The organism is Rhodococcus sp. IEGM 1305, assembly GCF_030058635.1.
Classification (GTDB): Bacteria; Actinomycetota; Actinomycetes; order Mycobacteriales; family Mycobacteriaceae; genus Rhodococcus_F; species Rhodococcus_F opacus_D.
In genome coordinates this window covers 115,925-141,439 of record NZ_JASHKX010000006.1, presented here as the reverse complement: position 1 = coordinate 141,439, position 25,515 = coordinate 115,925, and the positions used below count along the sequence as shown (strand labels likewise).

22 protein-coding genes are annotated in these 25,515 nt (G+C 68.4%); 13 read left to right on the top strand and 9 right to left on the bottom strand.

Going from position 1 to position 25,515, the window contains the following annotated elements:
• Positions 1-23 precede the first annotated feature (23 nt).
• Positions 24-1,373: a DNA polymerase IV gene (locus tag QM693_RS13205; protein ID WP_491930788.1), complete on the top strand. Its 1,350-nt coding sequence runs from the start codon at positions 24-26 to the stop codon at positions 1,371-1,373.
• 152 nt (positions 1,374-1,525) lie between these two features.
• Positions 1,526-2,026, top strand: a complete 501-nt coding sequence (locus tag QM693_RS13200; protein WP_005247603.1) for a WKL family lipoprotein — start codon at positions 1,526-1,528, stop codon at positions 2,024-2,026.
• Positions 2,027-2,128: 102 nt separating this feature from the next.
• On the opposite strand, the gene QM693_RS13195 is transcribed toward QM693_RS13200, so the two are convergent.
• Both QM693_RS13195 and QM693_RS13190 read right to left on the bottom strand, forming a co-directional pair.
• A complete protein-coding gene (locus tag QM693_RS13195) occupies positions 2,129-2,881 on the bottom strand; it encodes a sensor domain-containing protein (protein ID WP_283352557.1) in 753 nt (250 codons plus the stop codon).
• On the bottom strand, positions 2,881-3,834 hold the full coding sequence (locus QM693_RS13190; protein ID WP_280782552.1) for a hypothetical protein: 954 nt from the start codon (positions 3,832-3,834) through the stop codon (positions 2,881-2,883). Before QM693_RS13190 ends, QM693_RS13195 begins: the two co-directional genes overlap by 1 nt.
• 51 nt (positions 3,835-3,885) lie before the next feature.
• Between QM693_RS13190 and lspA the strand changes: the two genes are divergently transcribed.
• From lspA to dnaE, 5 genes are all read left to right on the top strand, one after another.
• Positions 3,886-4,482 (top strand): signal peptidase II, encoded by a 597-nt coding sequence (lspA, locus tag QM693_RS13185; RefSeq protein ID WP_280782551.1) that lies wholly within the window; start codon positions 3,886-3,888, stop codon positions 4,480-4,482.
• Positions 4,479-5,405 (top strand): RluA family pseudouridine synthase, encoded by a 927-nt coding sequence (locus tag QM693_RS13180; protein WP_029537355.1) that lies wholly within the window; start codon positions 4,479-4,481, stop codon positions 5,403-5,405. The genes lspA and QM693_RS13180 overlap by 4 nt, the downstream gene beginning before the upstream one ends.
• A 1-nt stretch (position 5,406) precedes the next feature.
• A complete protein-coding gene (locus QM693_RS13175) occupies positions 5,407-6,084 on the top strand; it encodes a hypothetical protein (protein ID WP_283352556.1) in 678 nt (225 codons plus the stop codon).
• Positions 6,081-6,998, top strand: a complete 918-nt coding sequence (gene rarD / locus QM693_RS13170; protein ID WP_005574447.1) for an EamA family transporter RarD — start codon at positions 6,081-6,083, stop codon at positions 6,996-6,998. The genes QM693_RS13175 and rarD overlap by 4 nt, the downstream gene beginning before the upstream one ends.
• A gap of 98 nt (positions 6,999-7,096) precedes the next feature.
• Positions 7,097-10,633 (top strand): DNA polymerase III subunit alpha, encoded by a 3,537-nt coding sequence (gene dnaE / locus QM693_RS13165; protein ID WP_283352555.1) that lies wholly within the window; start codon positions 7,097-7,099, stop codon positions 10,631-10,633.
• Between the two features lie 3 nt (positions 10,634-10,636).
• On the opposite strand, the gene QM693_RS13160 is transcribed toward dnaE, so the two are convergent.
• Entirely contained in the window at positions 10,637-10,873 is a 237-nt protein-coding gene (locus QM693_RS13160; protein ID WP_280782547.1) for a hypothetical protein, read from the bottom strand.
• Between the two features lie 171 nt (positions 10,874-11,044).
• On the opposite strand from QM693_RS13160, the gene QM693_RS13155 reads away from it, so the two are divergent.
• The 3 genes from QM693_RS13155 to ilvA are packed head-to-tail and all read left to right on the top strand — an operon-like array spanning position 11,045 to position 14,702.
• On the top strand, positions 11,045-11,479 hold the full coding sequence (locus QM693_RS13155) for a nitroreductase family deazaflavin-dependent oxidoreductase (protein ID WP_280782546.1): 435 nt from the start codon (positions 11,045-11,047) through the stop codon (positions 11,477-11,479).
• A 51-nt stretch (positions 11,480-11,530) separates the two neighbouring features.
• Positions 11,531-13,306, top strand: a complete 1,776-nt coding sequence (locus QM693_RS13150) for a pyruvate dehydrogenase (protein ID WP_280782545.1) — start codon at positions 11,531-11,533, stop codon at positions 13,304-13,306.
• A gap of 43 nt (positions 13,307-13,349) precedes the next feature.
• Positions 13,350-14,702, top strand: coding sequence for a threonine ammonia-lyase IlvA (ilvA, locus tag QM693_RS13145; RefSeq protein WP_283334274.1), 1,353 nt, complete (start codon positions 13,350-13,352; stop codon positions 14,700-14,702).
• A 4-nt stretch (positions 14,703-14,706) separates the two neighbouring features.
• Here the strand turns inward: ilvA and QM693_RS13140 are convergent, their stop codons facing one another.
• Positions 14,707-15,231 carry a TetR/AcrR family transcriptional regulator gene (locus QM693_RS13140; RefSeq protein WP_283352554.1) on the bottom strand — a complete coding sequence of 175 codons (525 nt, stop codon included), beginning with the start codon at positions 15,229-15,231 and terminating at the stop codon, positions 14,707-14,709.
• Positions 15,232-15,356: 125 nt separating this feature from the next.
• Between QM693_RS13140 and QM693_RS13135 the strand changes: the two genes are divergently transcribed.
• On the top strand, positions 15,357-16,922 hold the full coding sequence (locus QM693_RS13135; RefSeq protein ID WP_283334275.1) for an MFS transporter: 1,566 nt from the start codon (positions 15,357-15,359) through the stop codon (positions 16,920-16,922).
• Here the strand turns inward: QM693_RS13135 and treZ are convergent.
• Both treZ and QM693_RS13125 read right to left on the bottom strand, forming a co-directional pair.
• Positions 16,889-18,622 (bottom strand): malto-oligosyltrehalose trehalohydrolase, encoded by a 1,734-nt coding sequence (gene treZ, locus QM693_RS13130; protein WP_280782542.1) that lies wholly within the window; start codon positions 18,620-18,622, stop codon positions 16,889-16,891. The genes QM693_RS13135 and treZ overlap by 34 nt on opposite strands.
• Positions 18,623-18,662: 40 nt before the next feature.
• A complete protein-coding gene (locus tag QM693_RS13125) occupies positions 18,663-18,812 on the bottom strand; it encodes a hypothetical protein (protein ID WP_198601994.1) in 150 nt (49 codons plus the stop codon).
• Between the two features lie 110 nt (positions 18,813-18,922).
• On the opposite strand from QM693_RS13125, the gene QM693_RS13120 reads away from it, so the two are divergent.
• On the top strand, positions 18,923-19,111 hold the full coding sequence (locus QM693_RS13120) for a DUF1918 domain-containing protein (RefSeq protein WP_005247576.1): 189 nt from the start codon (positions 18,923-18,925) through the stop codon (positions 19,109-19,111).
• Positions 19,112-19,202: 91 nt separating this feature from the next.
• On the top strand, positions 19,203-19,829 hold the full coding sequence (locus tag QM693_RS13115; RefSeq protein WP_283352553.1) for a TetR/AcrR family transcriptional regulator: 627 nt from the start codon (positions 19,203-19,205) through the stop codon (positions 19,827-19,829).
• A gap of 17 nt (positions 19,830-19,846) precedes the next feature.
• Here QM693_RS13115 and QM693_RS13110 read toward each other — a convergent pair whose 3' ends face one another.
• From QM693_RS13110 to glgX, 3 genes are read right to left on the bottom strand one after another with little or no spacing between them, the layout of a single operon-like run.
• Positions 19,847-20,788, bottom strand: a complete 942-nt coding sequence (locus QM693_RS13110) for an NADP-dependent oxidoreductase (RefSeq protein ID WP_283352552.1) — start codon at positions 20,786-20,788, stop codon at positions 19,847-19,849.
• Positions 20,789-20,841: 53 nt separating this feature from the next.
• A complete protein-coding gene (gene treY / locus QM693_RS13105) occupies positions 20,842-23,199 on the bottom strand; it encodes a malto-oligosyltrehalose synthase (RefSeq protein WP_283352551.1) in 2,358 nt (785 codons plus the stop codon).
• A 13-nt stretch (positions 23,200-23,212) separates the two neighbouring features.
• A complete protein-coding gene (gene glgX, locus QM693_RS13100; RefSeq protein ID WP_283352550.1) occupies positions 23,213-25,474 on the bottom strand; it encodes a glycogen debranching protein GlgX in 2,262 nt (753 codons plus the stop codon).
• Positions 25,475-25,515 lie beyond the last annotated feature (41 nt).

The following is a 25,515-nucleotide window of genomic DNA, read 5'->3' as shown; positions in this document are numbered from 1 at the left end:
ACCGGGCGGGTATTTTGCATCAGGTGAGTCGTCGGTGGGTGCTGCACCTCGACATGGACGCGTTCTTCGCGTCGGTCGAGCAGCTCACCCGGCCGACGCTCCGCGGCCGCCCGGTTCTCGTCGGTGGTCTCGGCGGGCGCGGCGTCGTTGCCGGCGCCAGCTACGAGGCGCGGGTGTTCGGCGCGCGTTCGGCCATGCCGATGCATCAGGCCCGCCGGCTGGTGGGTCCGGGTGCGGTGGTGCTGCCGCCGCGGGGTCGCCTTTACGGCATGTTGAGCAAGTCCGTGTTCGACGCGCTCCGCGGCCCGATGCCGGTGCTCGAGCAACTGTCGATGGACGAGGCGTTCGGCGAACCCATCGAGCTGGCCGGGGCGGATGCGGGCACGGTGCAACGCTATTGCGAGGGACTGCGCGCCCTGGTGCTCGAGGAGACGGGACTGGTCGCGTCCATCGGCGCCGGGTCGGGCAAGCAGGTGGCCAAGATCGCGTCCGGTCTGGCCAAACCCGACGGGATCACGGTGATCCCGCCGGACGAGCAGCATGCGGTGCTGGACGAGCTTCCGGTGCGGAAGCTGTGGGGAATCGGCCCGGTCGCGGAGGAGAAGCTGAAGCGGCTCGGCATCGAGACCATCGGCGGCTTCGCGCGGACCCCGGAATCGGAGGTGGCGTCCATTCTGGGCACCACGGTCGGACCGGGCCTGCACCGGTTGGCGCAGGGCATCGACAATCGGCCGGTCGCCGAACGCGCCGAGTCCAAACAGGTCAGTGCGGAGACGACTTTCGCCACCGACATCGTCACGATGGCGGAGTTGCGCGGTGCCGTCGAGTCGAGCGCTGCGTCCGCGTTCGGGCGCCTGCAGAAGGACGGCCGGGCCGCGCGGACGGTGGTGCTGAAGCTGAAGAAGGCGGACATGAGCATCGTGACGCGCTCGGTCACGCTGCCCTACGCGACCCTCGACCGTCAGATCCTCGTCGCGGCGGCGCAGCGGCAGGTGATCGATCCGCTCGAACTCGGGCCGGTGCGTCTGGTCGGGGTGGGATTCGCCGGACTGTCGACGGTCCGCCAGGGCTCGCTGTTCCCCGAACTGGACCTGGACGTCCCGGGTTATCAGGAGTCGAAGATCACGGAGGCGGGCGCCGACGACGGCCTCTCCGCGCCCACACCCGCACCCGCCCGGGCGATCGACACCCGGTGGCATCCCGGTCTCGACGTGACGCACCCGGACTTCGGTCACGGCTGGGTGCAGGGGGCGGGTCACGGTGTCGTGACCGTCCGATTCGAAACGCGCACAACGGGTCCGGGGAAGGCGCGGACCTTCAAGGAGGACGACGCACAACTCGAACAGGCCGATGTGGAAGGCTCGCTCGAGTGACCGGACCCACCGCCCGGACGAAGGAGTGGAGACCGGCTCCACGAGAAGGTAGCCTCGGGCGCTGATGCTTACCCTTGGGTAATGTTGGCCCGGGTAGCGATAGATGCTCAGATCGTCCGAGAACGAACACCGAGAATGAAGAGGTTATTGAGTTGAAGCTTCGTAAGATCACGGTTGCCGGAGTAGCAATCGCCGCAGCCCTCACGATGTCCGCGTGTGGCTCCGACGAGAGCGACACGGCGACCAAGACCACGACGACGACTTCCGCAGCTGCCGAGACCTCGGAAGCCATCGAGGTGCCCACCGCGGCCGATCTCAACGCGCTTCTGGTGCAGGGCCTCGATCCGGCCACGCCGCTCGAGGTCAAGTCCGCGATGGTCGAGGGCTCGGAGCAGGATCCGGAGCTCATCAACCAGGTCGCCGCCGCAGCCAAGGCCAACAACGCCGAGGTCACCGTTCTCGACCCGGTCATCGACAACGGTGACGGCACCGCCAGCGGCCAGCTGCAGCTGACCGTCAACGGCCAGGTCCAGCAGGGTGGCGTCCCGGCCATCTTCGTTCCCGGCGAGAACGGAACGTGGAAGCTGTCGAAGATCACCGCATGCCAGATCGTGTCGCTCGCGCAGCTGACCTCGCCTGCATGCCCTGCCTGATTCCAGGCCGCATGACGCGGTCCTGACGGATCGCCGTGTTCTACCACCGATGCCGGTGTCCCCTCGGGGACACCGGCATCGGTGGTTCGTGGCCTGGTCGGTTCAGCCGGCGGGGGCGGGTGCGAGCTTCGCGACGGCGGTGGCCGTCAGGTCGCCGAGGACGCCGGCGTCGATCGGGTCCTGGCCCGTCGCGACCAATTGAGTGACGGTGCTCCCGACGACGACCACCACCACGTCCGAGACCAGACTGACGCCCTCGCTGGTGGTGACGAGCCGGAACGCCACCGATGCGTCACCCGCGGGCTGCTGCTCGCGGCCGCCGACCCGGTACTGCACCTGCACGCCGTCGGCGTCCGTGCCGGTGTACTCGGTGCATCCCACCAGCCGGTCCTGCACCGCCGCGAACGCCGCGGAGGCGTCGGCGCCGGTGCCGTAACTGGCCGCGTCCTGGTCGATGGTCGCGAAGCCGGGGCCGGTGAACCAGCCGGACGCCGACGCCACCGCGCCCGCACGCTGATCCGCGACGGGCGACAGAACGGCGCCGCATTCCGCGGGATCCGTGCTCGACTTGTCGGAGTCCGCCGACCCCGACGCCGGAGGCAGCCCCAGATCGTCCTCGGGATCGGGCACGGGGGTGAAGCCGACGGGAAGGTCCCCGACGTCGAGGAGAGCCGCCTTCAGCGCGCCCCGATCGGTGAACGGTGTGCCCGCCGCATCCGGCGCTACGGTCACCACCGGTCCGAGCGGCGCGAGTGATGCGCCGGCACCGGAGTCGCCGGACGCGGTCGACGAGCACGCCGACAGTGCGAGCACCGCGAAGAGGGAACAGGATGCGGCGACGGTTCCGCGGCGCATCAGGACCCCCACCGGACCGAGTTCGACGTGGTCTGGTGCAGGCGGGTGGAGCCGTCCGGGTCGCTGTACTCCTGGTCACCGCGCACGGTCACCGTCCCGGTGACGGGCAGCGGAAGGCCGAGGTCGACGGTCATGGTGCCCGAGCCCTGCATCACGTACTGGTCGACGTTCAGCGTGCCCGCCTCCCCGGGCAGCTCCCAGACGGGGGACTTCGGTTTCTGGTCGATCGTGTAGTCGACGGTGAGGCGGTTGCCGTCCCGGGCGGTCAGGGTGGCCACCGTGGTCTGGTCGAGGGCGATGCCGCTCATCACCTGCTGGTGGATCGTCCACTGGGCGCCCACACCGACGGGCTCCGCCGGAAACGGGACGGTGCGGTACACGGCCTGGTAGAACGCCTGCTCGATCGCGGAACGGGCGATGTCCTGAGCTTCGGCGTCCGGACGCAGTCGCAGTGCGGTGATCGCACCGGTGGGGTCGACGGTGAATCCGGCGCCCGAACCGGCACTGGCCTCGAGCGCGCTGCCGAGCCGGTCGTCGGGGCTGGTGACGTCACCGAGCGTGAGGTCGACCGTGGTGCCGCCGTCGGTGTCGTCGGTCGACTGCCCGACGGCGGCGGTGAGGGGAAGTGTGATCTCGGGTGAGGAGAAGTCCTGGGCGGGCTGGTCGTCGATCTGCTGGAACACCTGTGCGTCGGTGATCAACTGCACCTGCTGCGTGACCCCCACCGGCGGTCTGCGCTGGATCACCTCGCGCGGCTCCTCGCCGGGCTGGATCAGTTCGACGGTGGTCGCGGAGATCGGGACGGTCACTTCGGCGGGCGTGGACGTGGACCCTGCGGGGTTCGACTCCGAGGAGTCGCCGTCATCTCCGCACCCGGCGGTCAGAGCGACCAGGGAGAGGGTTGCGGCGAGTAGGCAGAATCCGGGTCGCAGAGCTTTCGAGAACAGTGGCACGCCCCCAGGTTAGTGCGCGCGGGAGCGCGTGAACGGAGGCTTGCCTCCGTAGTGGATGATGAACGGGTGAGTCAAGACCCCACGGCAGAGAACGAGACCGACGCCGAAGACCGAAACGACGGTGACCCGTCCGGCAGCGCACCGCCGCAGCCGGTGAAGCATCAGCGCAGGCTGCTGCTCTTCGTGATCGCAGGTGTCGTCCTGGCCACGGACCTGCTGACGAAGATCCTCGCCGTCGCCAACATCGAGCCCGGCCGGCCGGTCTGGCTGATCGGGGACATCGTCTCGCTGCGGCTCGTGCGCAACCCGGGCGCGGCGTTCTCGATGGCCACCGGCATGACGTGGCTCCTCACGCTCGTCGCCGTGGGTGTGGTGATCGGCGTCGTCCGCATCGGCCGCACGCTGCGGTCGCCGTGGTGGGCGCTCGGTCTGGGGCTGGTACTCGGCGGCGCCCTCGGCAACCTCGTCGACCGGTTCTTCCGGGCGCCGGGAGTGATGCAGGGGCACGTCGTCGATTTCGTGTCCGTCGGCTGGTGGCCGGTGTTCAACGTGGCGGATTCCGGCATCGTGTGCGGTGCGATCCTGCTCGTCGTGCTCACCCTGATCGGGCTGGAACCGGACGGAACACGTAAGGGGGTAGAGAAGTGAGGGAAACACGATCGATGCCGGTCCCGGACGGGCTCGAAGCGATGAGGGTCGACGCCGGACTCGCTCGACTACTCGGGTTGTCGCGCACCGCGGTGGCTCAGCTCACCGAGGAAGGCTCGGTGCTCGTCGACGGCGCGCCCGTCGGCAAGTCGGATCGCCTGTCCGCAGGCGCCTGGCTCGAGGTGGAACTGCCCGAACCGCCGCGTCCGCTGACCATCGAGGCGGAACCCGTCGAGGGCATGGAAATCCTGTACGCCGACGACGACGTGGTCGCCGTCGACAAACCGGTCGGTGTCGCCGCCCACGCCAGTGTGGGCTGGACCGGTCCGACGGTGATCGGCGGACTCGCCGCCGCAGGCTTCCGGATCTCGACGTCCGGTGCGCACGAGCGCCAGGGCATCGTGCATCGGCTGGACGTCGGCACGTCCGGAGTGATGGTGGTGGCCACGTCGGAACGCGCCTACACACTCCTCAAGCGCGCATTCAAGCAGCGGACCATCGACAAGCGGTACCACGCGCTGGTGCAGGGTCACCCGGATCCGAGCAGCGGAACCATCGACGCGCCGATCGGCAGGCACCGCAGCAACGACTGGAAGTTCGCCGTCACCGCGGACGGCAAGCCCAGCATCACGCACTACGACACGGTCGAGGCGTTCCAGGCGGCGAGCCTGCTGGACATCCACCTCGAAACGGGCCGGACCCATCAGATCCGCGTCCACTTCGCCGCACTGCGGCACCCGTGCTGCGGCGACCTCACGTACGGGGCCGATCCGCGGTTGGCGGAACGTCTCGGGCTGGAGCGGCAGTGGCTGCACGCCCGGTCGCTCGGTTTCGCGCATCCCGCGGACGGGCGGTGGGTCGAGATCACGTCCAAGTATCCGAAGGATCTCGAGGACGCTCTCGGGGTTCTGCGGGCGAGCTGATTTGAGGCACCCGCACCCGAGCGGTCCGGCGGTGCCGGCAGTGCTCACCGCCGTCGTCCTGATCGCGGTGACGGTCGTGCTCGGAGCACTGCACCCTGTCCGCCGGGCACCCGTGTCGACGGACACGCTGGGCCCGGACAACGGGGAAGTGGTGGCCGATTTCCTGGCCCGGGCGGACCGATCACTCGACGCGGCGGACGGGCGCCGAGAGCACTGGGCGCTGGTGTCGTTCACGCGTCCGGTGACGACGGAGGTCGTCCGGGACGCCGCCTCCGGCACCCGGGTGTCGCAGGTTCTCTTCCGTGTGCCCCTGGACCGGGTGCAGACACCCCTCGTTCCCGTGTCCGTCGCGGCAGGCGATGCGGCGCTCGCACGGGCGAGCGTCCTGGCCGCCGGACGCGCCCAGGCGATGACGGGCGAAACGGAGCGGCAGGCGCAGATCGCGGCGGTGTCGTCGGAGGAACTCGCCCGGAACTGCGCGTGCGTGATCGGTGTCGTCGTCCGCGGTGATCACGAAGCCCTCACCGCGCTGCGGTCCGCCCCGGACGTCCGGGCGGTCGAGGCACTCGGAGCCGACGCCGTCGCCGGGCGGTTCGCCGTGCGCCCGCTGCTGCCGGAGCAGGTCGAGATCGTCGCGCCCGGCCCCGACGACGGCATCGTCCCGGGGAGCGGTTCGTGAAGGCGAGGAAGGCGGAAACCGTGGGCGCCGCCTGCGGAGTCGGCGCCTACGTGCTGTGGGGCGCGTTCCCGGCGTTCTTCGGATTGCTCGGCCCGGCCGGGTCGGTGGAGATCCTCGCGCACCGGGTGGTGTGGACGCTCGCGCTCATGTTCGTCGTCCTCGCGGTCTCGGGCCGGCTCCGGTCGCTGCGCGGGCTGAGTGTGCGCACCTGGCTCCTGGTCTCGGCCGCGTCGACGGCCATCGCGGTGAACTGGGGCACCTATATCTACGGGGTCACCTCGGACCGGGTGGTCGAGACCGCGCTCGGCTACTTCATCAACCCGTTGGTGAGCGTGCTGCTCGGGGTCGTGATCTTCCGGGAACGGCTCGTCCCCGCCCAGATCGTCGCCCTCGCGCTCGCCGCAACCGCGGTGATCGTGATCACCGTCGACTACGGGCATCCGCCGTACATCGCGCTGACCCTGGCCGCGTCGTTCGCCCTGTACGGGCTGTGCAAGAAGGTGATGCCGCTCGACCCGCGGACGAGCCTGACCGCCGAGGGAATCGTGGCCGCGCCCGTCGCGATCGGCTACCTCGTGTTCCTCGCCCTCACCGGGGCCGGCACGTTCCTCGGGTTCGGGATCGGTCACACCCTGCTGCTGCTGGCCGCGGGACCGGTGACCGCGCTGCCGCTGTTGCTGTTCGGCGCGGCCGCGCAACGGGTGCCGTTGCGCACACTCGGCATGCTGCAGTACCTGACACCGGCGCTGCAGATGGCGTGGGGTGTCGCCGTTCTTCACGAGGACATGCCCGCGTCGCGGTGGATCGGTTTCGCGCTGATCTGGGTGGCACTCGCGATCTTCAGTACCGATGCGCTGGTACGGGTCCGGCGCGAGCGGCGAAATACCGAACCGTCCCAGGCGCCCGTCCAGTAACTCGCGTCACGACTTCTCCGACACCCGCCGTCGGCGACCGGTGCTGTCGGTCCGAGGGCCTACACTCGTGAGGCTCCCAGACCTTCAGAGAGGCGCACGTGGCTGACTCGTTCGTACATCTGCACAATCACACCGAGTACTCGATGCTCGACGGTGCGGCCAAGGTCGGCCCCCTGTTCGAAGAGGCCGAGCGACTGGGGATGTCGGCGGTCGGCATGACCGACCACGGCAACATGTACGGCGCCAGCGAGTTCTACAACGTCGCGAAGAAGCAGGGCATCAAGCCGATCATCGGCATCGAGGCGTACATCGCGCCCGAGTCCCGCTTCAACACCAAGCGCGTGTTGTGGGGCGACCGCAGCCAGAAGTCCGACGACGTCTCCGGTAGCGGTGCGTACACCCACATGACGATGGTCGCGGAGAACGCGACCGGTCTGCGGAACCTGTTCAAGCTGTCCTCGCTCGCGTCGATCGAGGGCCAGCTCGGCAAGTGGGCGCGGATGGACGAAGAGCTCATCGCCACCCACCACGAGGGCATCATCGCGACCACGGGCTGCCCGTCCGGTGAGATCCAGACCCGGCTGCGACTCGGCCACGACCGCGAGGCGCTCGAGGCCGCCGCCAAGTGGCAGGAGATCTGGGGCAAGGACAACTTCTTCCTCGAGCTGATGGACCACGGACTGTCGATCGAGCGACGGGTGCGCGAGGGCCTGCTCGAGATCAGCAAGAAGCTCGAGATTCCGCCGCTCGCCACCAACGACTGCCACTACGTCACCAAGGAAGCCGCGGAGAACCACGAGGCCCTCCTCTGCATCCAGACCGGTAAGACACTGTCCGACCCCACCCGGTTCAAATTCGACGGCGACGGCTACTACCTGAAGCCGGCCGCGGAGATGCGGGCGCTGTGGGACGACCAGGTGCCCGGCGCGTGCGACAACACACTGCTGATCGCCGAGCGGGTCCAGTCGTACGACGACGTGTGGGCGCACCACGACCGGATGCCGATCTTCCCGGTCCCCGAGGGCGAGACGCAGGGCACCTGGCTGCGCAAGGAGGTCATGCGCGGACTGGACCGCCGGTTCCCCGACGGACCCCCCGAGGAGTACCTCGCCCGCGCCGATTACGAGATCGGCGTCATCCTCGAAATGGGTTTCCCCGCCTACTTCCTCGTCGTCGGCGACCTCATCAACCACGCCCGGGAGGTCGGCATCCGCGTCGGCCCCGGCCGAGGCTCGGCGGCCGGTTCGCTCGTCGCCTACGCGATGGGCATCACCAACATCGACCCCATCCCGCACGGCCTGCTGTTCGAGCGGTTCCTGAACCCCGAGCGCGTCTCCATGCCCGATATCGACATCGACTTCGACGATCGCCGTCGCGGCGAGATGGTGCGCTACGCGACGGACAAGTGGGGCAGCGACCGCGTCGCCCAGGTCATCACGTTCGGCACCATCAAGACGAAGGCGGCCATCAAGGACTCCGCCCGAGTCCAGTTCGGTCAGCCCGGTTTCGCGATCGCCGACCAGATCACGAAGGCGCTGCCGCCGCCGATCATGGCCAAGGACATCTCGGTGTCCGGCATCACCGACCCGAACCACGAGCGCTACAAGGAAGCGGTGGAGGTTCGCGCCCTCATCGACTCCAACCCGGACGTCGCGAAGATCTACCAGACGGCCAAGGGACTCGAGGGCCTGATCCGTAACGCCGGCGTCCACGCCTGCGCGGTGATCATGTCGTCCGAACCGCTGATGGACGCGATTCCCGTGTGGAAGCGCGCCCAGGACGGCGCCATCATCACCGGCTGGGACTACCCGTCGTGCGAGGCCATCGGCCTGCTGAAGATGGACTTCCTCGGACTGCGGAACCTCACCGTCATCGGTGACGCCATCGACAACATCAAGGCCAACCGGGGGATCGACCTCGATCTCGACACCCTCGCGCTCGACGATCAAGCCACGTACGAACTGCTTTCGCGCGGAGACACTCTCGGCGTGTTCCAGCTCGACGGCAGCGCGATGCGCGACCTGCTGCGCCGTATGCAGCCCACCGGTTTCGAGGACATCGTCGCGGTGCTCGCGCTGTACCGGCCCGGTCCGATGGGCATGAACGCGCACAACGACTACGCCGACCGCAAGAACGGGCGGCAAGAGGTCAAACCCATCCACCCGGAACTCGAGGAGCCCCTGAAGGAGATCCTGGCCGACACGTACGGCCTGATCGTCTACCAGGAGCAGATCATGCAGATCGCTCAGAAGGTGGCCGGGTACTCGCTCGGACAGGCCGACATTCTCCGCCGAGCCATGGGTAAGAAGAAGCTCTCGGTTCTGGAGGAGGCGTACGCCGGCTTCCGGGAGGGCATGCTCGCCAACGAATTCTCCGAGCCCGCCATCAAGGCACTGTGGGACACCATCCTCCCGTTCGCCGGGTACGCGTTCAACAAGTCGCACGCGGCCGGGTACGGCCTGGTGTCGTTCTGGACCGGGTATCTCAAGGCCAACTATCCGGCCGAGTACATGGCCGGTCTGCTCACCTCGGTCGGTGACGACAAGGACAAGGCCGCCATCTACCTCGCGGACTGCCGCAAGATGGGTATCACCGTGCTGCCGCCGGACGTCAACGAATCGGAGGTCAACTTCGCCTCCGTCGGTGAGGACATCCGGTTCGGAATGGGCGCCGTCCGCAACGTCGGCGCCAACGTCGTGGGCTCGATCATCAAGGCGCGCAAGGAGAAGTCCAAGTTCGTCGACTTCTCCGACTACCTCAACAAGATCGACGCCGCCGCCTGCTCCAAGAAGGTCACCGAATCGCTGATCAAGGCAGGCGGGTTCGACTCGCTGGGCCATCCGCGCAAGGGACTCATGCTCGTCCACGCCGACGCCATCGACGCGGTGATGGGCACCAAGAAGGCGGAGGCGATCGGACAGTTCGACCTCTTCGGCGGCGACGACGCCGACGAGTCGATCTCCTCGGTCTTCAACGTGAAGATCCCCGAGGAAGAGTGGGACTCGAAGCACCGGTTGGCGCTGGAACGGGAAATGCTGGGACTGTACGTGTCCGGGCACCCGCTCAACGGCGTCGAACACGTGCTGTCGGCGCAGTCCGACACCGCGATCCCGACCATCCTCGAAGGCGACATCAAGGACGGCACCCAGGTCACCGTCGGCGGCATCCTCGCGTCGGTGAACCGGAGGATCAACAAGAACGGTCTCACCTGGGCGTCCGCGCAGCTCGAGGATTTGACCGGTGGTATCGAGGTGCTGTTCTTCCCGCAGGCCTACTCGGTGTACGGGATGGACGTCACGGAGGACTCCGTCGTGCTCGTCAAGGCGCGCGTGTCGATTCGTGACGACCGGATCTCACTTATCGCCAACGACCTTGCGGTGCCGGATCTCTCGGCGGTGGGGGTCGCGAAGCCGCTGGCGGTCAGTCTGCCGCTGCGTCAGTGCACCAAGGACAAGCTCGGCGCGCTGCGTCAGGTCCTCACGCGCCATCCGGGCACCTCGGACGTGCACGTGCGGGTGATCGGCGGCACCGAGGTCACGTTGTGGAAGGTGGACGACGTGCTCCGGGTGGAACCGTCGTCGGCGTTGATGGGCGATCTCAAGGCGCTGCTCGGACCGAGCTGCCTGTCCGTGTGACGGCTAGGGGCGCGGCGGGTAGAGGCGCCGCGCCCACCACACGACGACGGCCACCGCGGCGGCGGTGAGGACGGCCGCCTGCAGTGTCTGGGTGACGACGAGGATCGTGACGAAGACCAGCAGCGCGACAGCCAGCGCTTCCAGCTTGTACAGGGGCCACGCGGTGCCGGCGAGATCGACGGTGCGGGCAGGGTTGCTGCGGCGAATCTCGCGGCGCACCCATGCGTCGTGTGTCGTCATCGCAGGTCACCTCACTGGCGCGGGTCGGGGGAGCGGACATCCCCCGCGTGGGATCAGGGTACTCGGAACCCGGAGTTCGGCGCAACGAACAATCGGATGTGGTTCTTCGCATGTGCGCTCGTTCGGTGGAATCGGTGGCGCGTTCTCGCGCATCAGGTGTTGACTGGACGCATGCCACTCACAGGTGAATACGAGCCCAGTACGTCCAAGTGGGCAGCAGATCAGGCCGAGTTGATGGAATCCACCGATGGAGCAAAGGGCACGACGCTGGGCGGCAGGCCCGTCGTCCTGCTGACCACGCGTGGCGCGAAATCCGGCAAACTCCGCAAGACGCCGTTGATGCGTGTCGAACACGACGGGACGTACGCGATCGTCGCCTCGCTCGGCGGCGCACCCAAGAACCCGGTCTGGTACTACAACGTGAAAGCCGAGCCGCACGTCGAACTCCGCGACGGCTCGACCACACAGGACATGGTGGCCCGTGAGGTGACGGGCGAGGAGAAGACCGCCTGGTGGGACCGCGCCGTCGCCGCGTTCCCGGACTACGCCGAGTATCAGAAGAATACCGATCGGGAGATCCCGGTGTTCGTGCTCGAACCCGCCTGACCCGCGCCCCGCTGTCCTTCGCCGTTCGACCGTCCCCCGACCGGAGGCCCGATGAGAGCGAAAACCGTTGCCGATCAGTTGGTACGTCAACTCCAGGACGCCGGCGTCCAGCGGATCTACGGAATCGTGGGCGACAGCCTCAATCCCGTCGTCGACGCGGTCCGGCGGTCGGGCGGCGCGGCGAAGGGCGGAATCGACTGGATTCACGTGCGTCACGAGGAGGCCGCCGCGTTCGCCGCGGCAGCCGAGGCGCAGGTCACCGGCAAGCTGGCGGTGTGCGCCGGCTCGTGCGGCCCGGGAAACCTGCACCTGATCAACGGCCTCTACGACGCGGACCGCTCGGGGGCGCCGGTACTTGCGATCGCGGCGCAGATCCCGAGCGAGCAGATCGGACTCGGCTTCTTCCAGGAGACCCACCCGGACCGCCTGTTCGTCGAGTGCTCCCGGTACGCGGAGCTGATCGGAAGTCCCGCCCAGGCGCCACGCGTGACGGCGTCCGCCATCGCGCACGCGACCGCGCTGTCCGGTGTCGCGGTCATCACGCTGCCCGGCGACATCGCGGACCGGCCCGCCGAGGGGAAGGCGCCGTCGGTGCCGCGGACCGGCGCACCGGCGATCGTGCCCGACCAGGCCGACGTGCAGGCGCTCGCCGACGCCGTGAACGCGGCGGGAAAGGTCGCGATCTTCGCCGGCGAGGGTGTGCGGGAGGCGCGCGAGGAGTTGCTGAGCCTGGCCGACACGATCGGTGCGCCGATCGGCCACACGCTCCGCGGCAAGGAATGGATTCAGTACGACAACCCCTTCGACGTCGGAATGACGGGGCTGCTGGGGTACGGGGCGGCGCACGACGGGATGCACGGCGCCGACCTCCTGCTGCTCGTCGGAACGGACTTCCCGTACAACCAGTTCCTGCCCGACGGAGTCCGCACCGCGCAGATCGACTGGGCCGCACAACGAATCGGCCGGAGAACGAACGTCGACCTGGCCGTGCACGGCGACGTGGCGAGCACGTTGCGTGCCCTCGCCCCGTTGATCCGGCGGAAGGACGATCGCCGATTCCTCGACGACATGCTCGACAAGCACCGGACACTGATGAACAAGGTGGTCGGTGCGTACACCAAACCCGCCAAGCAGCGCATCCCGATCCACCCCGAATATGCGGCGTCGATCCTCGACGACCTCGCCGCCGACGACGCGATCTTCACGACCGACACGGGAATGTCGAACGTGTGGACGGCGCGCTACCTGACACCGAACGGGTCGCGGCGGTTCCTGTCCTCGGCCCTGCACGGATCGATGGCGAACGCCCTGCCCCACGCGATCGGCGCCCAGGTGTGCGCGCCGGGCAGGCAGGTGGTGTCCGTGTCGGGCGACGGCGGGCTGTCGATGCTGCTGGGGGAACTGGTGACGGTCGCGATGTACCGGCTCCCGGTCAAGATCGTGGTGTTCAACAATTCCACTCTGGGGATGGTCAAGCTGGAAATGCTGGTGGACGGGCTGCCGGATTTCGGGGTGGACGTGGCACCCGTCGACTACGCGGCGGTGGCGTCGGCCCTGGGCATCTTCGCCCGCCGGATCGAGGATCCGGCCGACATCGAATCGGGCCTCCGGCAGGCGTTCGATCACGACGGACCGGCGCTCGTCGATCTGGTCACCGACCCGCTGGCGTTGTCGCTGCCACCGACCATCACTGGCGGGCAGGTCACCGGTTTCGCGTTGGCGTTGTCGAAGATGGTGATGAACGGGGGTGTCGGCGAGGCCGTGAAGATGGCGAAGTCGAACGTCCGCAATGTTCCGCGACCGTCCCAGTTCGATCCGCGCGGCTGAACCCGACTGGTATCCCGTGGCTGGAGAGTGGGAACATATCCGGGTGTCCACATCGCCCGATACCGCAGCCCAGAACATCACCTCGCCCCTGACGGTGGGCGACATCGATGCGGCCATCGAGCGAATTTCCCACGTGATCGACGCGACCCCCTTGCAGCGGAGCGAGCGCCTGTCGTCGCTGACCGGTGCGAACGTCTACCTCAAGCGCGAAGATCTGCAGGTCGTCCGCTCCTACAAGCTGCGCGGCGCCTACAACCTCATGGCGCAGCTCGATGCCGGCGAGCGTGCGGCCGGAGTGGTGACGGCCAGCGCGGGCAACCATGCGCAGGGCGTCGCGTTCGCCTGCCGGACAATGGAAATCACCGGCCGCATCTACGTTCCGTCGAACACCCCCAAACAGAAGCGGGATCGCATCCGCGCGCACGGCGGCGAGTTCGTCGAGCTGATCCTGACGGGGGAGACGTACGACGCCGCTGCCGCTGCGGCCGCCGCCGACGTGCGGCGGACGGGCGCGACGATGGTTGCGCCGTTCGACGACGCCCGTACCGCGGCCGGTCAGGGCACCATCGCCGCCGAGATCCTCGCGCAGCTCGGTGCGGCCCCCGATACCGTGCTCGTCCCGGTCGGTGGCGGCGGATGCATCGCCGGCATCGCCACGTATCTGCGTGCGCACGCACCCCGCACGGCCATCGTCGGGGTGGAGCCGACGGGGGCGGCGTCGATGACGGCGGCCCTGGTCGCCGGTGGTCCCGTGACGTTGACGGAGATCGACCCGTTCGTCGACGGCGCCTCGGTGAAGCGGGTCGGCGACCTTCCCTACGCCGTGGTGTCCGCCCTGGGCGCCGAGGTGGTGACGCACACGTCACTGGGCCAGTCCGACCGGTCCACCACGATCCGGCTCGATCCCGAGAGCTTCGTGATGGCCAACCTCGACGAGGGCGCACTGTGCACCACGATGCTCGAGCTGTACCAGAACGAGGGCATCATCGCCGAGCCCGCGGGCGCCCTGTCGGTGGCGGCCCTCGGGAACATCACGTTCGAACCGGGGTCCACGGTGGTGTGCCTGATCTCCGGAGGCAACAACGACGTCTCGCGGTACGGCGAGATCCTGGAACGTTCGCTGGTGAATCTCGGCCTGAAGCACTACTTCCTCGTCGACTTCCCGCAGGAGCCGGGCGCGCTGCGCCGCTTCCTGGACGAGGTGCTCGGCCCCGAAGACGACATCACCCTGTTCGAGTACGTGAAGCGCAACAACCGGGAGACCGGCGCCGCCCTGGTGGGTATCGAACTCGGCAAGGCCGAGGGGCTCGGCGAGCTGCTCGAGCGGATGGAGCAGTCCCGGATGCAGGTGGAACGCCTGGAGCCGGGGAGCCCGGCGTACCGCTACCTCACCTGAGCCGCTACTTCTGCAGCAGCCGCGCGACGACCTTCGTGTACAGCTCGGGCTCGGGCATGGGGAGCCCGAGCAGAGCGGCCAGGTAGATGCCGTCGCCGACGAGGCGCACGATCTCGGCCTGCACCGGGTCGTCGATCTCGCTCTGGAGACCTTCGTCCCAGCCGCGCATCACTTCGGTGACGGCCTTCTGGATCTCGTCGTGCTGACCGTCGACGCTCCGTAGCGCGGCGATGGTCGAACGGTAGAGGGCGAGTTCCTCGGTGGTGCTCGCGTCGGGAACCTGCAGATACCACTCGGACAGCGAGGTGCCGCCGGAGACGGCGTCGGCGAGCTGGGCGTCCGCTCGTTCGCCGAGCCGGCGCACCATGGCGGCGAGCAGCGCTTCCTTGCTGGGGAAGTGGTAGAGCAGTCCGCCCTTGGACACCCCGGCCTCCGTAGCGACCGCTTCGAGGGTCACCTGGGCTATCCCCACGTCGAGCAGCAGCTTCTCGAGGGCGTCGAGTATTCGATCGCGCGTTCCGGCAGCCATGGAGAGGGACTGTACCCGGGAAATAACTTTACCGTCCGGACGGTTCACGATAAGGTAACGGAACTGTACCGGCTGGACGGTTCTCGCCGTGCCAGCTCTCGAATCGGAAAGTCGCAGGAAGATAAATGTCTGTCTCCACGGATCGCGGGATCAACGACGCCTACGGTGCGCCAGGTCAGTCCTCCGCATCACGCCGAGACTGGCTCGGATTGGTCGTCCTCGCCTTCGCCGTCCTCCTGATCGCCGTCGACGGCACCGTGCTCGACCTCGCGCTGCCGTTCATCAGCGCCGACCTCGAACCCAGCAGCACGCAGCTGCTGTGGATCATCGACGTCTACTCGTTCGTCCTCGCCGGCCTGCTCATCACGATGGGCACGCTCGGCGACCGGATCGGACGGCGTCGTCTGCTGCTCCTCGGCGCCGCCGGATTCGGCATCGCCTCGCTGATCGCAGCGTGGTCGCCGACACCCGAGATGCTGATCGCGGCCCGCGTGCTGCAGGGAATCTCGGGGGCGACGCTGATGCCCGCGACACTCGGCCTGATCCGCACGATCTTCGTCGACCCGCGCCAGCGGACCCTCGCCATCGGAGTGTGGGGTGCGATGGCCGGTGGCGGTACCGCGGCCGGCCCGCTGATCGGCGGCTGGCTGCTCGAGCACTTCTGGTGGGGCTCGGTGTTCCTGATCAACATCCCCGTGATGCTGGTTCTGATCGCCGTGGGACCGCTCGTGATTCCCGAGTCCAAGGACCCCGCCCCGGGGCGCTTCGACCTTCTCAGCGCCGCGCTGTCGATGACGACGATGCTGCCGCTGGTGTACGCGGTCAAGGAGACCGTGGTGCACGGTGTCGACCCGGTGCTGCTCGCCGTCGGACTCGTCGGCGTCGTGTCCGGTGTGGTGTTCGTGCGCAGGCAGAAGGGGATGAAGGACCCGATGATCGACATCGGCCTGTTCGCCAAGCCGGCGTTCTCGACCGCCGTCCTCACCAACCTGCTGTCCATCTTCGCGCTGGCCGGTGTGCTGTTCTTCGGCTCGCAGTACCTGCAGTTGGTGCTGGGCAACAGCGCGTTCGAATCGGGTGTGCTGATGCTGCCCGGCATGCTGATGAGCGCGGTCACCGCACTCGCGGCGGCCTGGATGGTGCGCCGGTGGGCCACCTCGCACGTGCTCGGCGGCGGTCTCGCGATCGCGGCTGTGGGTGCGGCACTGATGCTCACGCTCGGCGTGGACGGTGCCCCGACGATGTTCGTGATCGGCTTCGGCCTCGCGGGCGCCGGTGTCGGTATCGCACTGACCCTGACCTCCGACCTCGTGGTCAGCGCCGTCGAGCCCGAACGGGCCGGCGCCGCCTCCGCGGTGTCCGAGACGGCATACGAACTCGGTATCGCACTCGGCGTCGCCGTGCTCGGCAGCGTCGTCATGGCGATCTTCCGGAACGGCCTCGACACATCGATGCTGCCGGCGGAACAGGTCGAGTCCGCCCAGGGCACGCTCGGTGCCGCCGTCGCGGAGGCCCAGCACCTCCCGGAGACGGCCCGGACGGTGTTCCTGGAGTCCGCGCAGTCGGCGTTCGTCGACGGCATGCACGTCGCCGCCGGCGCGACGGCCGTGATCCTGTTCGCGACCGCCATCCTCGTCCTGCGGATGCTGCGCGACCGTCAGGGCGAGCTGTCGAGCACCACGAACGAGTGACCCGGTAGCACCGTCGCCGACGCGGTCTCGTCCTGGGTCGGCGGCTCCCACCACAAGACGGGGGAGCCGCCGACCGGGACGGTCACCGGTTCGGCACCCAGATTGCACGCGAGACGAAGTGCGCCGCGGTGCACCACGATCCACTGCTCCGCCTCGTCGTAGTCGACGGACAGGTTCTCCAGCCACGGATCCGTCAGCTCGGCGCGCTCCCGCCGTAGGCGCAGCAACGAGCGATAGCAGTCGAGCAGCCGGGCATGCGGTTCGCGGACCAGTTCGTCCCAGTCGAGCTTGGACCGCTCGAACGTCTCCGGGTCCTGTGGGTCGGGGACGTCGTCCGTGCTCCAGCCGTGCTCCGCGAACTCGGCCTTGCGCCCCTCGGCCGTCGCCCTCGCGAGTTCCGGTTCGGGGTGGGAGGTGAAGAACTGGAACGGGGTGCTCGCACCCCACTCCTCACCCATGAACAGCATCGGCGTGAACGGCGAGCACAGCACGAGCGCGGCCTTCACGGCGAGCTGCCCGGAATCGAGATACGTGCCGGGGCGGTCGCCGATCGCCCGGTTGCCGATCTGATCGTGCGTGCACGTGTACGTGACCAGCGAACTGGCCGGGGTCCGGCGGGTGTCCAGCGGCCTGCCGTGGGTGCGACCGCGGAACGTCGAGAACGTGCCCGCGTGGAACCACCCCTGGCGCAGGGTGTCGGCGAGGCAGGCCATCGAACCGAAATCTCCGTAATAGCCCTGCCTCTCGCCCGAGACGGCGGCGTGGATGGCGTGATGCACGTCGTCGTCCCACTGCGCGTCGAGGCCGCAGCCGCCTGCCGAGCGCGACGTGATCAGGCGCGGATCGTTGAGGTCGCTCTCCGCGATGAGCGTCAGCGGCCGCCTCAGGTGCGCGGACAGCCGGCGGGTCTCGATGGCCAGGTCCTCGAGAAGATGGGTGGCGGTGTGGTCGACGAGTGCGTGGACCGCGTCGAGGCGGAGCGCGTCGATGTGGAACTCACGGAACCACCGCAGCGCGTTGTCAATGATGTAGCGGCGGACTTCGCCGCTGTCCGGTCCGTCCAGGTTGATGCTCCGGCCCCACGTGTTGGCGCCCTGCGCGAGGTACGGGCCGTACCGGTCGAGGTAGTTGCCGGACGGTCCGAGGTGGTTGTACACGGCGTCGAGGACGACGCCGAGACCGCGGGCGTGGCACGCGTCGACGAGGGTCTGCAGCCCGTCCGGCCCGCCGTAACCCTCGTGCACCGTGTACCAGAGAACGCCGTCGTATCCCCAGTTGTGGGTCCCGTTGAAACCGTTGACGGGCATCAGTTCCACGAAGTCGACGCCGAGTTCGACGAGGTGGTCGAGCCGGTCGACGGCGGCCGCGAACGTGCCCTCCGGAGAGAACGTGCCGACGTGCAGTTCGTAGACGACGGAGCCGGCGAGCTGCCGCCCGGTCCACCGCGAGTCGGTCCAGAGGCTCTCGTCGAGGGTGTGGAGTTGGGACGCGCTGTGCACTCCATCGGGCTGTCGCGGCGACCGGGGATCGGGAAGTGGGGTGTCGCTGTCGTCGAGGACGAACGCGTACCGCGAATCCGGCGACGCGTCGACGTCGGCTCGCCACCATCCGTCCGGTGACGGGGTCATGTCGTGGCGTCGGCCGTCGACCTCCACAGAAACGGAATCCGGAATCGGGGCCCATACCTCGAATGTGTGCACCCGATCAGCATGCCTCGATGCGGCGGGCCGCGCAGAACAGTCAGCTCTCGGACGTGCCGGAGTCCTCGACCTCCTCGATGATCTCGGCGCCGAGAACGGACAACCGGTGTTCCTCGGCGTCCTGCACGGTGCCGAAGTCCTGCTCCTCGAGCACGTTACGGTCCTTGTCGAGGTATCGATACGTAGCCATGTCCCCACGATGGCACACGCCGGCAGAGATGGCGGCGAGTCGACCCTTTCGCCCCGGTTCCGGAAGTAGCAAGCTGGGGGGTACGGACTCGAACGTCGCGAGGAGCAGTCATGCACGTAGCAGTGGGAGACCGGTTGCACGTCCAGGGCAGGGTGGTCGGAGTGCACGAGACGACCGCCGAGGTCGTGGAGGTACACGGAGAGAACGGCGAACCGCCCTATCTCGTCCGGTACGACGACGGCCACGAGGCGCTCGTGTTTCCCGGATCCGATGCCTGGGTGGAACACCCGAAGTCGTAGGTATCGGGCGTTTCGCCTGGTCGATGTGTGGCAAATCGCTGTGCCACATTGGTTGCACGATTGATGTATCGAATGCGTCTATCGTGAGCCCATGCCCGAATCCGCCAAGAGGTCCTACAGCTCGCCGCTTCGTGCGGAATCGGCGCGCCGGACCCGCCTCCTCGTCCGGGACGCCGCGGCCCGGCTGTTCGTCGACCGTGGATACGTCAGCACGACGGTGCGGAACGTGGCCGAGGCCGCCGGGGTGTCGACCCGCACGGTGTTCACCGCGTTCCCCGGCGGCAAGGCGGAACTGTTCCACGAGGCCCTGCACACGGCCATCGACGGTGATACCGCCGCGACCCACACGCCCGCACCCCGGGACGGCGACCCCGTCGAACGGATCCTCGACCAGATGGTCGGATTCAGCACCGACGTCCTGGAGCGCGCCGGAACGCTGATGACGACGTCGATCGAATCCTCGGGAGCGGACGACGACATGCGGCGGTTCGCCGACGAGGGAGCGCGGGCCTCGGCCGAGAATGCGATGACGCTCGCCGAGGGACTCGCCGCGCACGAACTGCTGCGTCCCGAAATCTCCGTCCAGCGGGCCGCCGACGTGCTGTTCACGGTCGTGTCGCCGCAGGTGTACTCGATGCTGCGACGGCAGTGCGGGTGGGATGTCGTCGAGTACCGGAACTGGGTGAAAGCGACGATCCGGGCGAGTTTGCTCCACTGATCCGAGGTGCGTCGGGCCTACGGCAGCAGGATGAACTTGCCCGCCGCGTGCGGCTTCCGAAGATCGGCATGAGCGCGCGCTGCCTCCGTCAGCGCGTACGTGCGCGCCACGCGCACCCGCACGTCGCCGTTGCCCGCGAGGTCGACGAGGAAGACGCGGGCCCGTTTACGCGGCTCCATACCCTCCGGCCCCAGCGCGCCCACGATCCGGAAACCGGCTTCGGCCGGGCGGGGGCCGGGAACGGTCGTCACCAACCGCGACCGGTCCCGCACCAGGTCCACGGAGACGTCGATCGCCTCGTCACTGCCCGCGGTATCGATCACGGCGTCCACCCCGTCCGGTGCCAGGACGCGGACCCGACCGTCCAGGCCGGCGCCGTAGGACACGGGGGTGGCACCGAGCGAGCGGACGTAGTCGTGGTGCTCGGGGCGCGCGGTACCGATGATCGTGGCACCGCGGGCCCGCCCCAACTGCACGACGAACGACCCCACGCCGCCGGAAGCTCCGTGCACGAGCAGGAGGTCGCCGGCGCCGACGTTCGCCGTGTCGAGGGTGTCGACCGCGGCGGCACCCACGGCGAGAAGTCCGGCCGCCTCGTTCCACGGCAACGACGCCGGTTTCGGGATCACCGAATCACCGGACACGACAAGTCGATCCGCGTACGACTCGGACACCGGGTACACGATCACCTCGTCGCCCACCGAGATCGGGCCCACCGGCCCCGCCGCGGTGTCACCCACCTCGCCGACGATGCCCGCGGCCTCGCTGCCCAGACCCATGGGCAAGACGTCCGGGTCGGCGCCGAACGCGCCGCTGTAGAGCTTGTAGTCGATCGGGTTGACCCCGATGGCGCGAACCTCGATCACCACCTCGCCGGGGGCGGGATTCACAGCCTCCGCGTCGACGACCGCGAGGACCTCCGGCCCTCCGTACGCCCGGGCAACCACACGTCGCGACATACAAGGCCAGTACCCCTGTGAGTACTTGTCAACCGCGGGCGGTTAACAAGTACTCACAGGGTCAGAAGCGCCACGGGATAGCGGGCGAACAGCGTCGCGGTGCCGATGCGGCCGCCGGTGTACGTCTGGGAGGTGAGCAGGTCGGTCCAGGTGCCGTCCGGGAGGGGCACGGTGGTGTCGCCCCAGCCACGTTGCTCCAGTCCGACGGTGTGGCGGGTGGCCAGTGCCACGACGTCCGGCGCCGACCCTTGCCGTCCGCGAGCGAAGCCGATCAGATGCTCCGCCGCGGTCCCCGACGCGAACACCGGCGTGTAGGTCCCGCCGACGAAGCTGTCCGGACGTTCCCGGCGCAGGCGCAGAGCCGTGCGGACGATGTGCATCTTCGCGGCGCCCGTCGCATCGACGGGAGGAGTGCCGAGCCCCGCGAGCAGGCTCCGTCGTATGTCGTAGTCCACGGGACGGCGATTGTCCGGGTCGACGAGCGAGTCTTCCCACAGCTCGGTTCCCTGGTACACGTCCGGGATCCCGGGTCCGCACAGCTGCAGCAGCTTCTGACCGAGCGAGTCCGACCAGGCGTGCGGGGCAAGCTGGGTGCACAGCGAGCCGAGCGCCTTGCCGACGGTGCCGTCGATCACCGTGTCCAGCCAACTGTGGAGGTCGCGCTCGAAGTCCTCGTTCACGTCGTGCCACGACGTCCGGGTCCCGGCCTCGCGGACCGCCTTCTCCGCGTACGCGTGGACGCGCTCGCGGAAGTCGGGCACGTCGGCCGCGGCCCGGCCGTCGACCGGCCACACCCCGAACAGGTTCTGCCACAGGAACAGTCCGGTCACGGGATCGGGGCTGGGTGCGATGCGTTCCCACTGATCGACGCATTCGGCCCACAGGTCCGGCACTTGCGACAGGATGCCGATCCGGGCCCGGACGTCCTCCCCGCGCTTGGTGTCGTGCGTCGACAGCGTCGTCATCGCCCGCGGCCACCGGGTGGCTCGCTCGGCTGCGGCCAGGTGGAATTCGGCGGGGGAGACGCCGACGTTCGCCGGATTGCCGCCCACCTCCTGCAACGACACCAGCCGGGCGGTGCGGTAGAACAGGCAGTCCTCCACGGACTTCGCCATCACCGCGCCGCACACCTGCTGGAATCGGGTGGCCGCCTCACCGCCGGCGATCAGGGCGGCGCCGAGGGCAGAGAGTGCGTCGGACCAGTGCGGTTCACGCCGCAGGACGTCGCCGATCACCCGTTTCGCCAGCCCGGCCAGCGGACTGTAGTCGGACCGGTACACGGGCATGGCCGCGACGACGTCCACGACGGCGTCACGCAGGTCCGTATCGCTGCAGTCGGTGCCGGTTTCCGCGCGGATCGCACGGACGAGGCGCCGGACCTCCGGGGCGAGAATGGTTCCGGCGACGTCGCGTTTGATCGCGGTTTCGTGTTCGTGAATCCACGTCGCGTCACCCCGGTCACCCGTGCGGGACGCCGACAGAGCGGTGAGCGCGGGGGCTCCCGACGCGTCGACGAAGACGCCGCCGACTTCGGCCAATGCGTCGTAACCGGTGGTGCCCGCGATCGGCAGGTGGTCGTCCAGTGGTTCGGTGTGGCCGAGGATCTTCTCGATCACGAGCCACCGGTCCGCGCCGATCAGCCCGCGCAGCCGGTCGAGATATTCGGCCGGATCGGACAACCCGTCGGGATGGTCGATGCGCACGCCGTCGATCAACTCGTCCGCCACCCAGCTCCGCAGTTCGCGGTGCGAGGCCTCGAACACGCGCGGGTCTTCCTGACGGATACCGGCCAGTTCGCTGACCGCGAAGAATCGCCGGTACCCGATGAGACCGGAGTCCCACGGGACCAGGCGGTACGACTGCGCGTCGTGCACCGCCGTCGGCTCGGCGGCATCGGTGCCGGGGGTGATCGGGAAACGGTGCTCGTAGAACGCGAGCAGAGGTTCGGGTCCCGAGCGGTCGACGGTCAGCGACTCGAGATCGGCGTCCGATCCGAGGACGGGCAGCGCGAGCCGGCCGCCTGCGCCGTTGTCGTCGCTCCAGTCGATGTCGAAGAACTCGGCGTACTCGGAGCGGCGACCGTGCGTGAGAACGTCCCACCACCACGGGTTCTCACGCGGATTCGCGACACCCACATGATTGGGGACGAGGTCGACGACGAGACCCATGCCGCGGCCCCGCACCTCCCGGGACAGCGCGGCCAGCGCCTCCCGCCCGCCGAGCGCGGGGGACACGCGGGTCACGTCGGTGACGTCGTACCCGTGGGTCGATCCGGTGGTGGCCGTCAGGATCGGCGACAGATAGGCGTGGGAGATCCCGAGGTCGTCCAGGTAGTCGGCGACGGCGGCGGCATCCGCCAGGGTGAAGCAGTCACCGCGCAGTTGCAGCCGGTAGGTGGACGTGATCGACATCGTCGTCCCCGGCTCAGGCGGTCCGGCGCAGCACGACCAGCGACCGGGCCTCGACCTGCAGCGGATCCCCGGCCTTGATCACCGCTTCCTTCGCCCCCGTCGGGACGGCGGTGTCGAGCACGACCGCCCACTCGTCGGCGTAATCGGAGTTCGGCGTGGAGAACTCGATCTCCTCGTCGTGCGCGTTGAAGCACAACAGGAACGAGTCGCCGACCACCCGCTCGCCGCGGTGGTTGGGTTCGGGGATGCCCTCGCCGTTGAGGAATACGGCCAGGGACTTCCCGAAACCGCTGTCCCAGTCCTCGGGGGTCATCTCCTCGCCGGCCGGCGTGAGCCACGCGATGTCGCGGGTCTGGTCACCGCTGCGGATGGGCGTGCCCTCGAAGAACCGGCGACGACGGAACACCGGATTCTTCATCCGCAAGGCGATCACCCGTTTGGTGAATTCGACCAGGTCGGCGTTGGCGTCCGCCAGCGACCAGTCCATCCAGGACAGTTCCGAGTCCTGGCAGTACACGTTGTTGTTGCCCTGCTGGGTGCGGCCCATCTCGTCGCCGTGCGCCAGCATCGGCGTCCCCTGGCTGAGCAGCAGGGTAGCCAGGATGTTGCGGCTCTGCCGCCCGCGCAGATCGAGGATCTCCGGGTCGTCCGTCGGTCCCTCGACACCGCAGTTCCAGGACCGGTTGTGGCTCTCGCCGTCGTTGTTGCCCTCGCCGTTGGCCTCGTTGTGCTTCTCGTTGTACGACACCAGGTCGTGCAGGGTGAACCCGTCGTGGGCGATGACGAAGTTGATGCTCGCGCCGGGGCGGCGCCCGGTCGCCTCGTAGAGGTCGGAGGAGCCGGTGAGCCGGGACGCGAATTCGCCGAGCGTCGCGGGTTCACCGCGCCAGTAGTCGCGGACGGTGTCCCGGTACTTGCCGTTCCACTCCGTCCACAGGCCCGGGAAGTTGCCCACCTGGTACCCGCCCTCGCCGATGTCCCACGGTTCGGCGATGAGCTTGACCTGGCTGACGATCGGATCCTGCTGGACGAGGTCGAAGAACGCGGAGAGCCGGTCGACGTCGTGCAGTTCACGGGCGAGCGTGGACGCGAGGTCGAACCGGAATCCGTCGACGTGCATCTCGGTGACCCAGTACCGCAGCGAGTCCATGATCAGTTGCAGCGTGTGCGGGTGCCGGGCGTTGAGACTGTTCCCGGTGCCCGTGTAGTCCATGTAGTGCTCGGCGTCGCCGTCGACGAGCCGGTAGTAGGCGGCGTTGTCGATGCCGCGGAACGAGATGGTCGGACCGAGGTGGTTGCCCTCGGCGGTGTGGTTGTAGACGACGTCGAGGATGACCTCGATGCCCGCCTCGTGGAACGAGCGGACCATCGCCTTGAACTCCGACACCGCGGCGCCCGGCTTCTCCGCCGACGAATACCCGGTGTGCGGGGCGAGGAAGCCGAACGTGTTGTAACCCCAGTAGTTCCGCAGCCCCTTGTCGAGCAGCGTCTGATCGTGCATGAACTGATGCACCGGCATCAGTTCGATCGCGGTGACCCCGAGGTCGACGAGGTGGTCGATGATCACCGGATGCGCGAGGCCCGCATACGTGCCGCGAAGCTCTTCCGGCACACCGGGATGCGTCGCCGTCATGCCCTTGACGTGGGCCTCGTAGATCACGGTGTCGTGGTACGGGTGTTTCGGTGCGCGGTCGGCAGCCCAGTCGAAGAACGGGTTGATCACCACCGTCGTCATCGTGTGGCCGAGCGAGTCGTGTCCGGGCAGTCCGGGCGCCGAGGTCTCCTCGGGTTCCGCCGCGAGCTCGGCCTCCGCCTCGTCCTCGGCCTCGATGTCGTCGTCCGTGTCGACGATCAGCGCGGCGTCCTCCGATTCCTCGGGGGCGGACTCGGCGGGCGCGTCGATGTCGTAGGAGAACAGGGACCGGTCTCCGTCGAATTCGCCGTCGAACGCCTTGCCGTAGGGGTCGAGGAGGAGCTTGCTGGGGTCGCAGCGGTGCCCGGCCGCGGGATCCCAGGGGCCGTGGATCCGGTACCCGTACCGCTGACCGGGAACGACGGTCGGCAGGTACGCGTGCCACACGTAACCGTCGACCTCGTCGAGGCGAATCCGCGTCTCCGTGCCGTCCTTCGCGATCAGGCACAGGTCGACCGCCTCGGCGACCTCGGAGAACAAGGAGAAGTTCGTCCCGGCTCCGTCGTAGGTGGCGCCCAGTGGGTAGGCGCTGCCGGGCCACACGGGAATGGGCGTGGTGCCGGTCGACTCGCTTGCTTCCATATCGAGAACACTAGCCCGCGTCGGCGTTGCTCTCAGCTCGA

Excerpts from the sequence above, each read along its gene's own strand:
- QM693_RS13195 (WP_283352557.1), bottom strand. The coding sequence starts at position 2,881 with ATGCGCCGCGGAACCGTCGCCGCATCCTGTTCCCTCTTCGCGGTGCTC.
- QM693_RS13150 (WP_280782545.1), top strand. The coding sequence starts at position 11,531 with ATGAGAGCGAAAACCGTTGCCGATCAGTTGGTACGTCAACTCCAGGAC.
- glgX (WP_283352550.1), bottom strand. The coding sequence starts at position 25,474 with ATGGAAGCAAGCGAGTCGACCGGCACCACGCCCATTCCCGTGTGGCCC.
- QM693_RS13140 (WP_283352554.1), bottom strand. The coding sequence starts at position 15,231 with ATGGCTGCCGGAACGCGCGATCGAATACTCGACGCCCTCGAGAAGCTG.
- QM693_RS13125 (WP_198601994.1), bottom strand. The coding sequence starts at position 18,812 with ATGGCTACGTATCGATACCTCGACAAGGACCGTAACGTGCTCGAGGAG.
- QM693_RS13135 (WP_283334275.1), top strand. The coding sequence starts at position 15,357 with ATGTCTGTCTCCACGGATCGCGGGATCAACGACGCCTACGGTGCGCCA.
- QM693_RS13110 (WP_283352552.1), bottom strand. The coding sequence starts at position 20,788 with ATGTCGCGACGTGTGGTTGCCCGGGCGTACGGAGGGCCGGAGGTCCTC.
- treY (WP_283352551.1), bottom strand. The coding sequence starts at position 23,199 with ATGTCGATCACGTCCACCTACCGGCTGCAACTGCGCGGTGACTGCTTC.
- QM693_RS13160 (WP_280782547.1), bottom strand. The coding sequence starts at position 10,873 with ATGACGACACACGACGCATGGGTGCGCCGCGAGATTCGCCGCAGCAAC.
- QM693_RS13155 (WP_280782546.1), top strand. The coding sequence starts at position 11,045 with ATGCCACTCACAGGTGAATACGAGCCCAGTACGTCCAAGTGGGCAGCA.
- QM693_RS13115 (WP_283352553.1), top strand. The coding sequence starts at position 19,203 with ATGCCCGAATCCGCCAAGAGGTCCTACAGCTCGCCGCTTCGTGCGGAA.
- QM693_RS13120 (WP_005247576.1), top strand. The coding sequence starts at position 18,923 with ATGCACGTAGCAGTGGGAGACCGGTTGCACGTCCAGGGCAGGGTGGTC.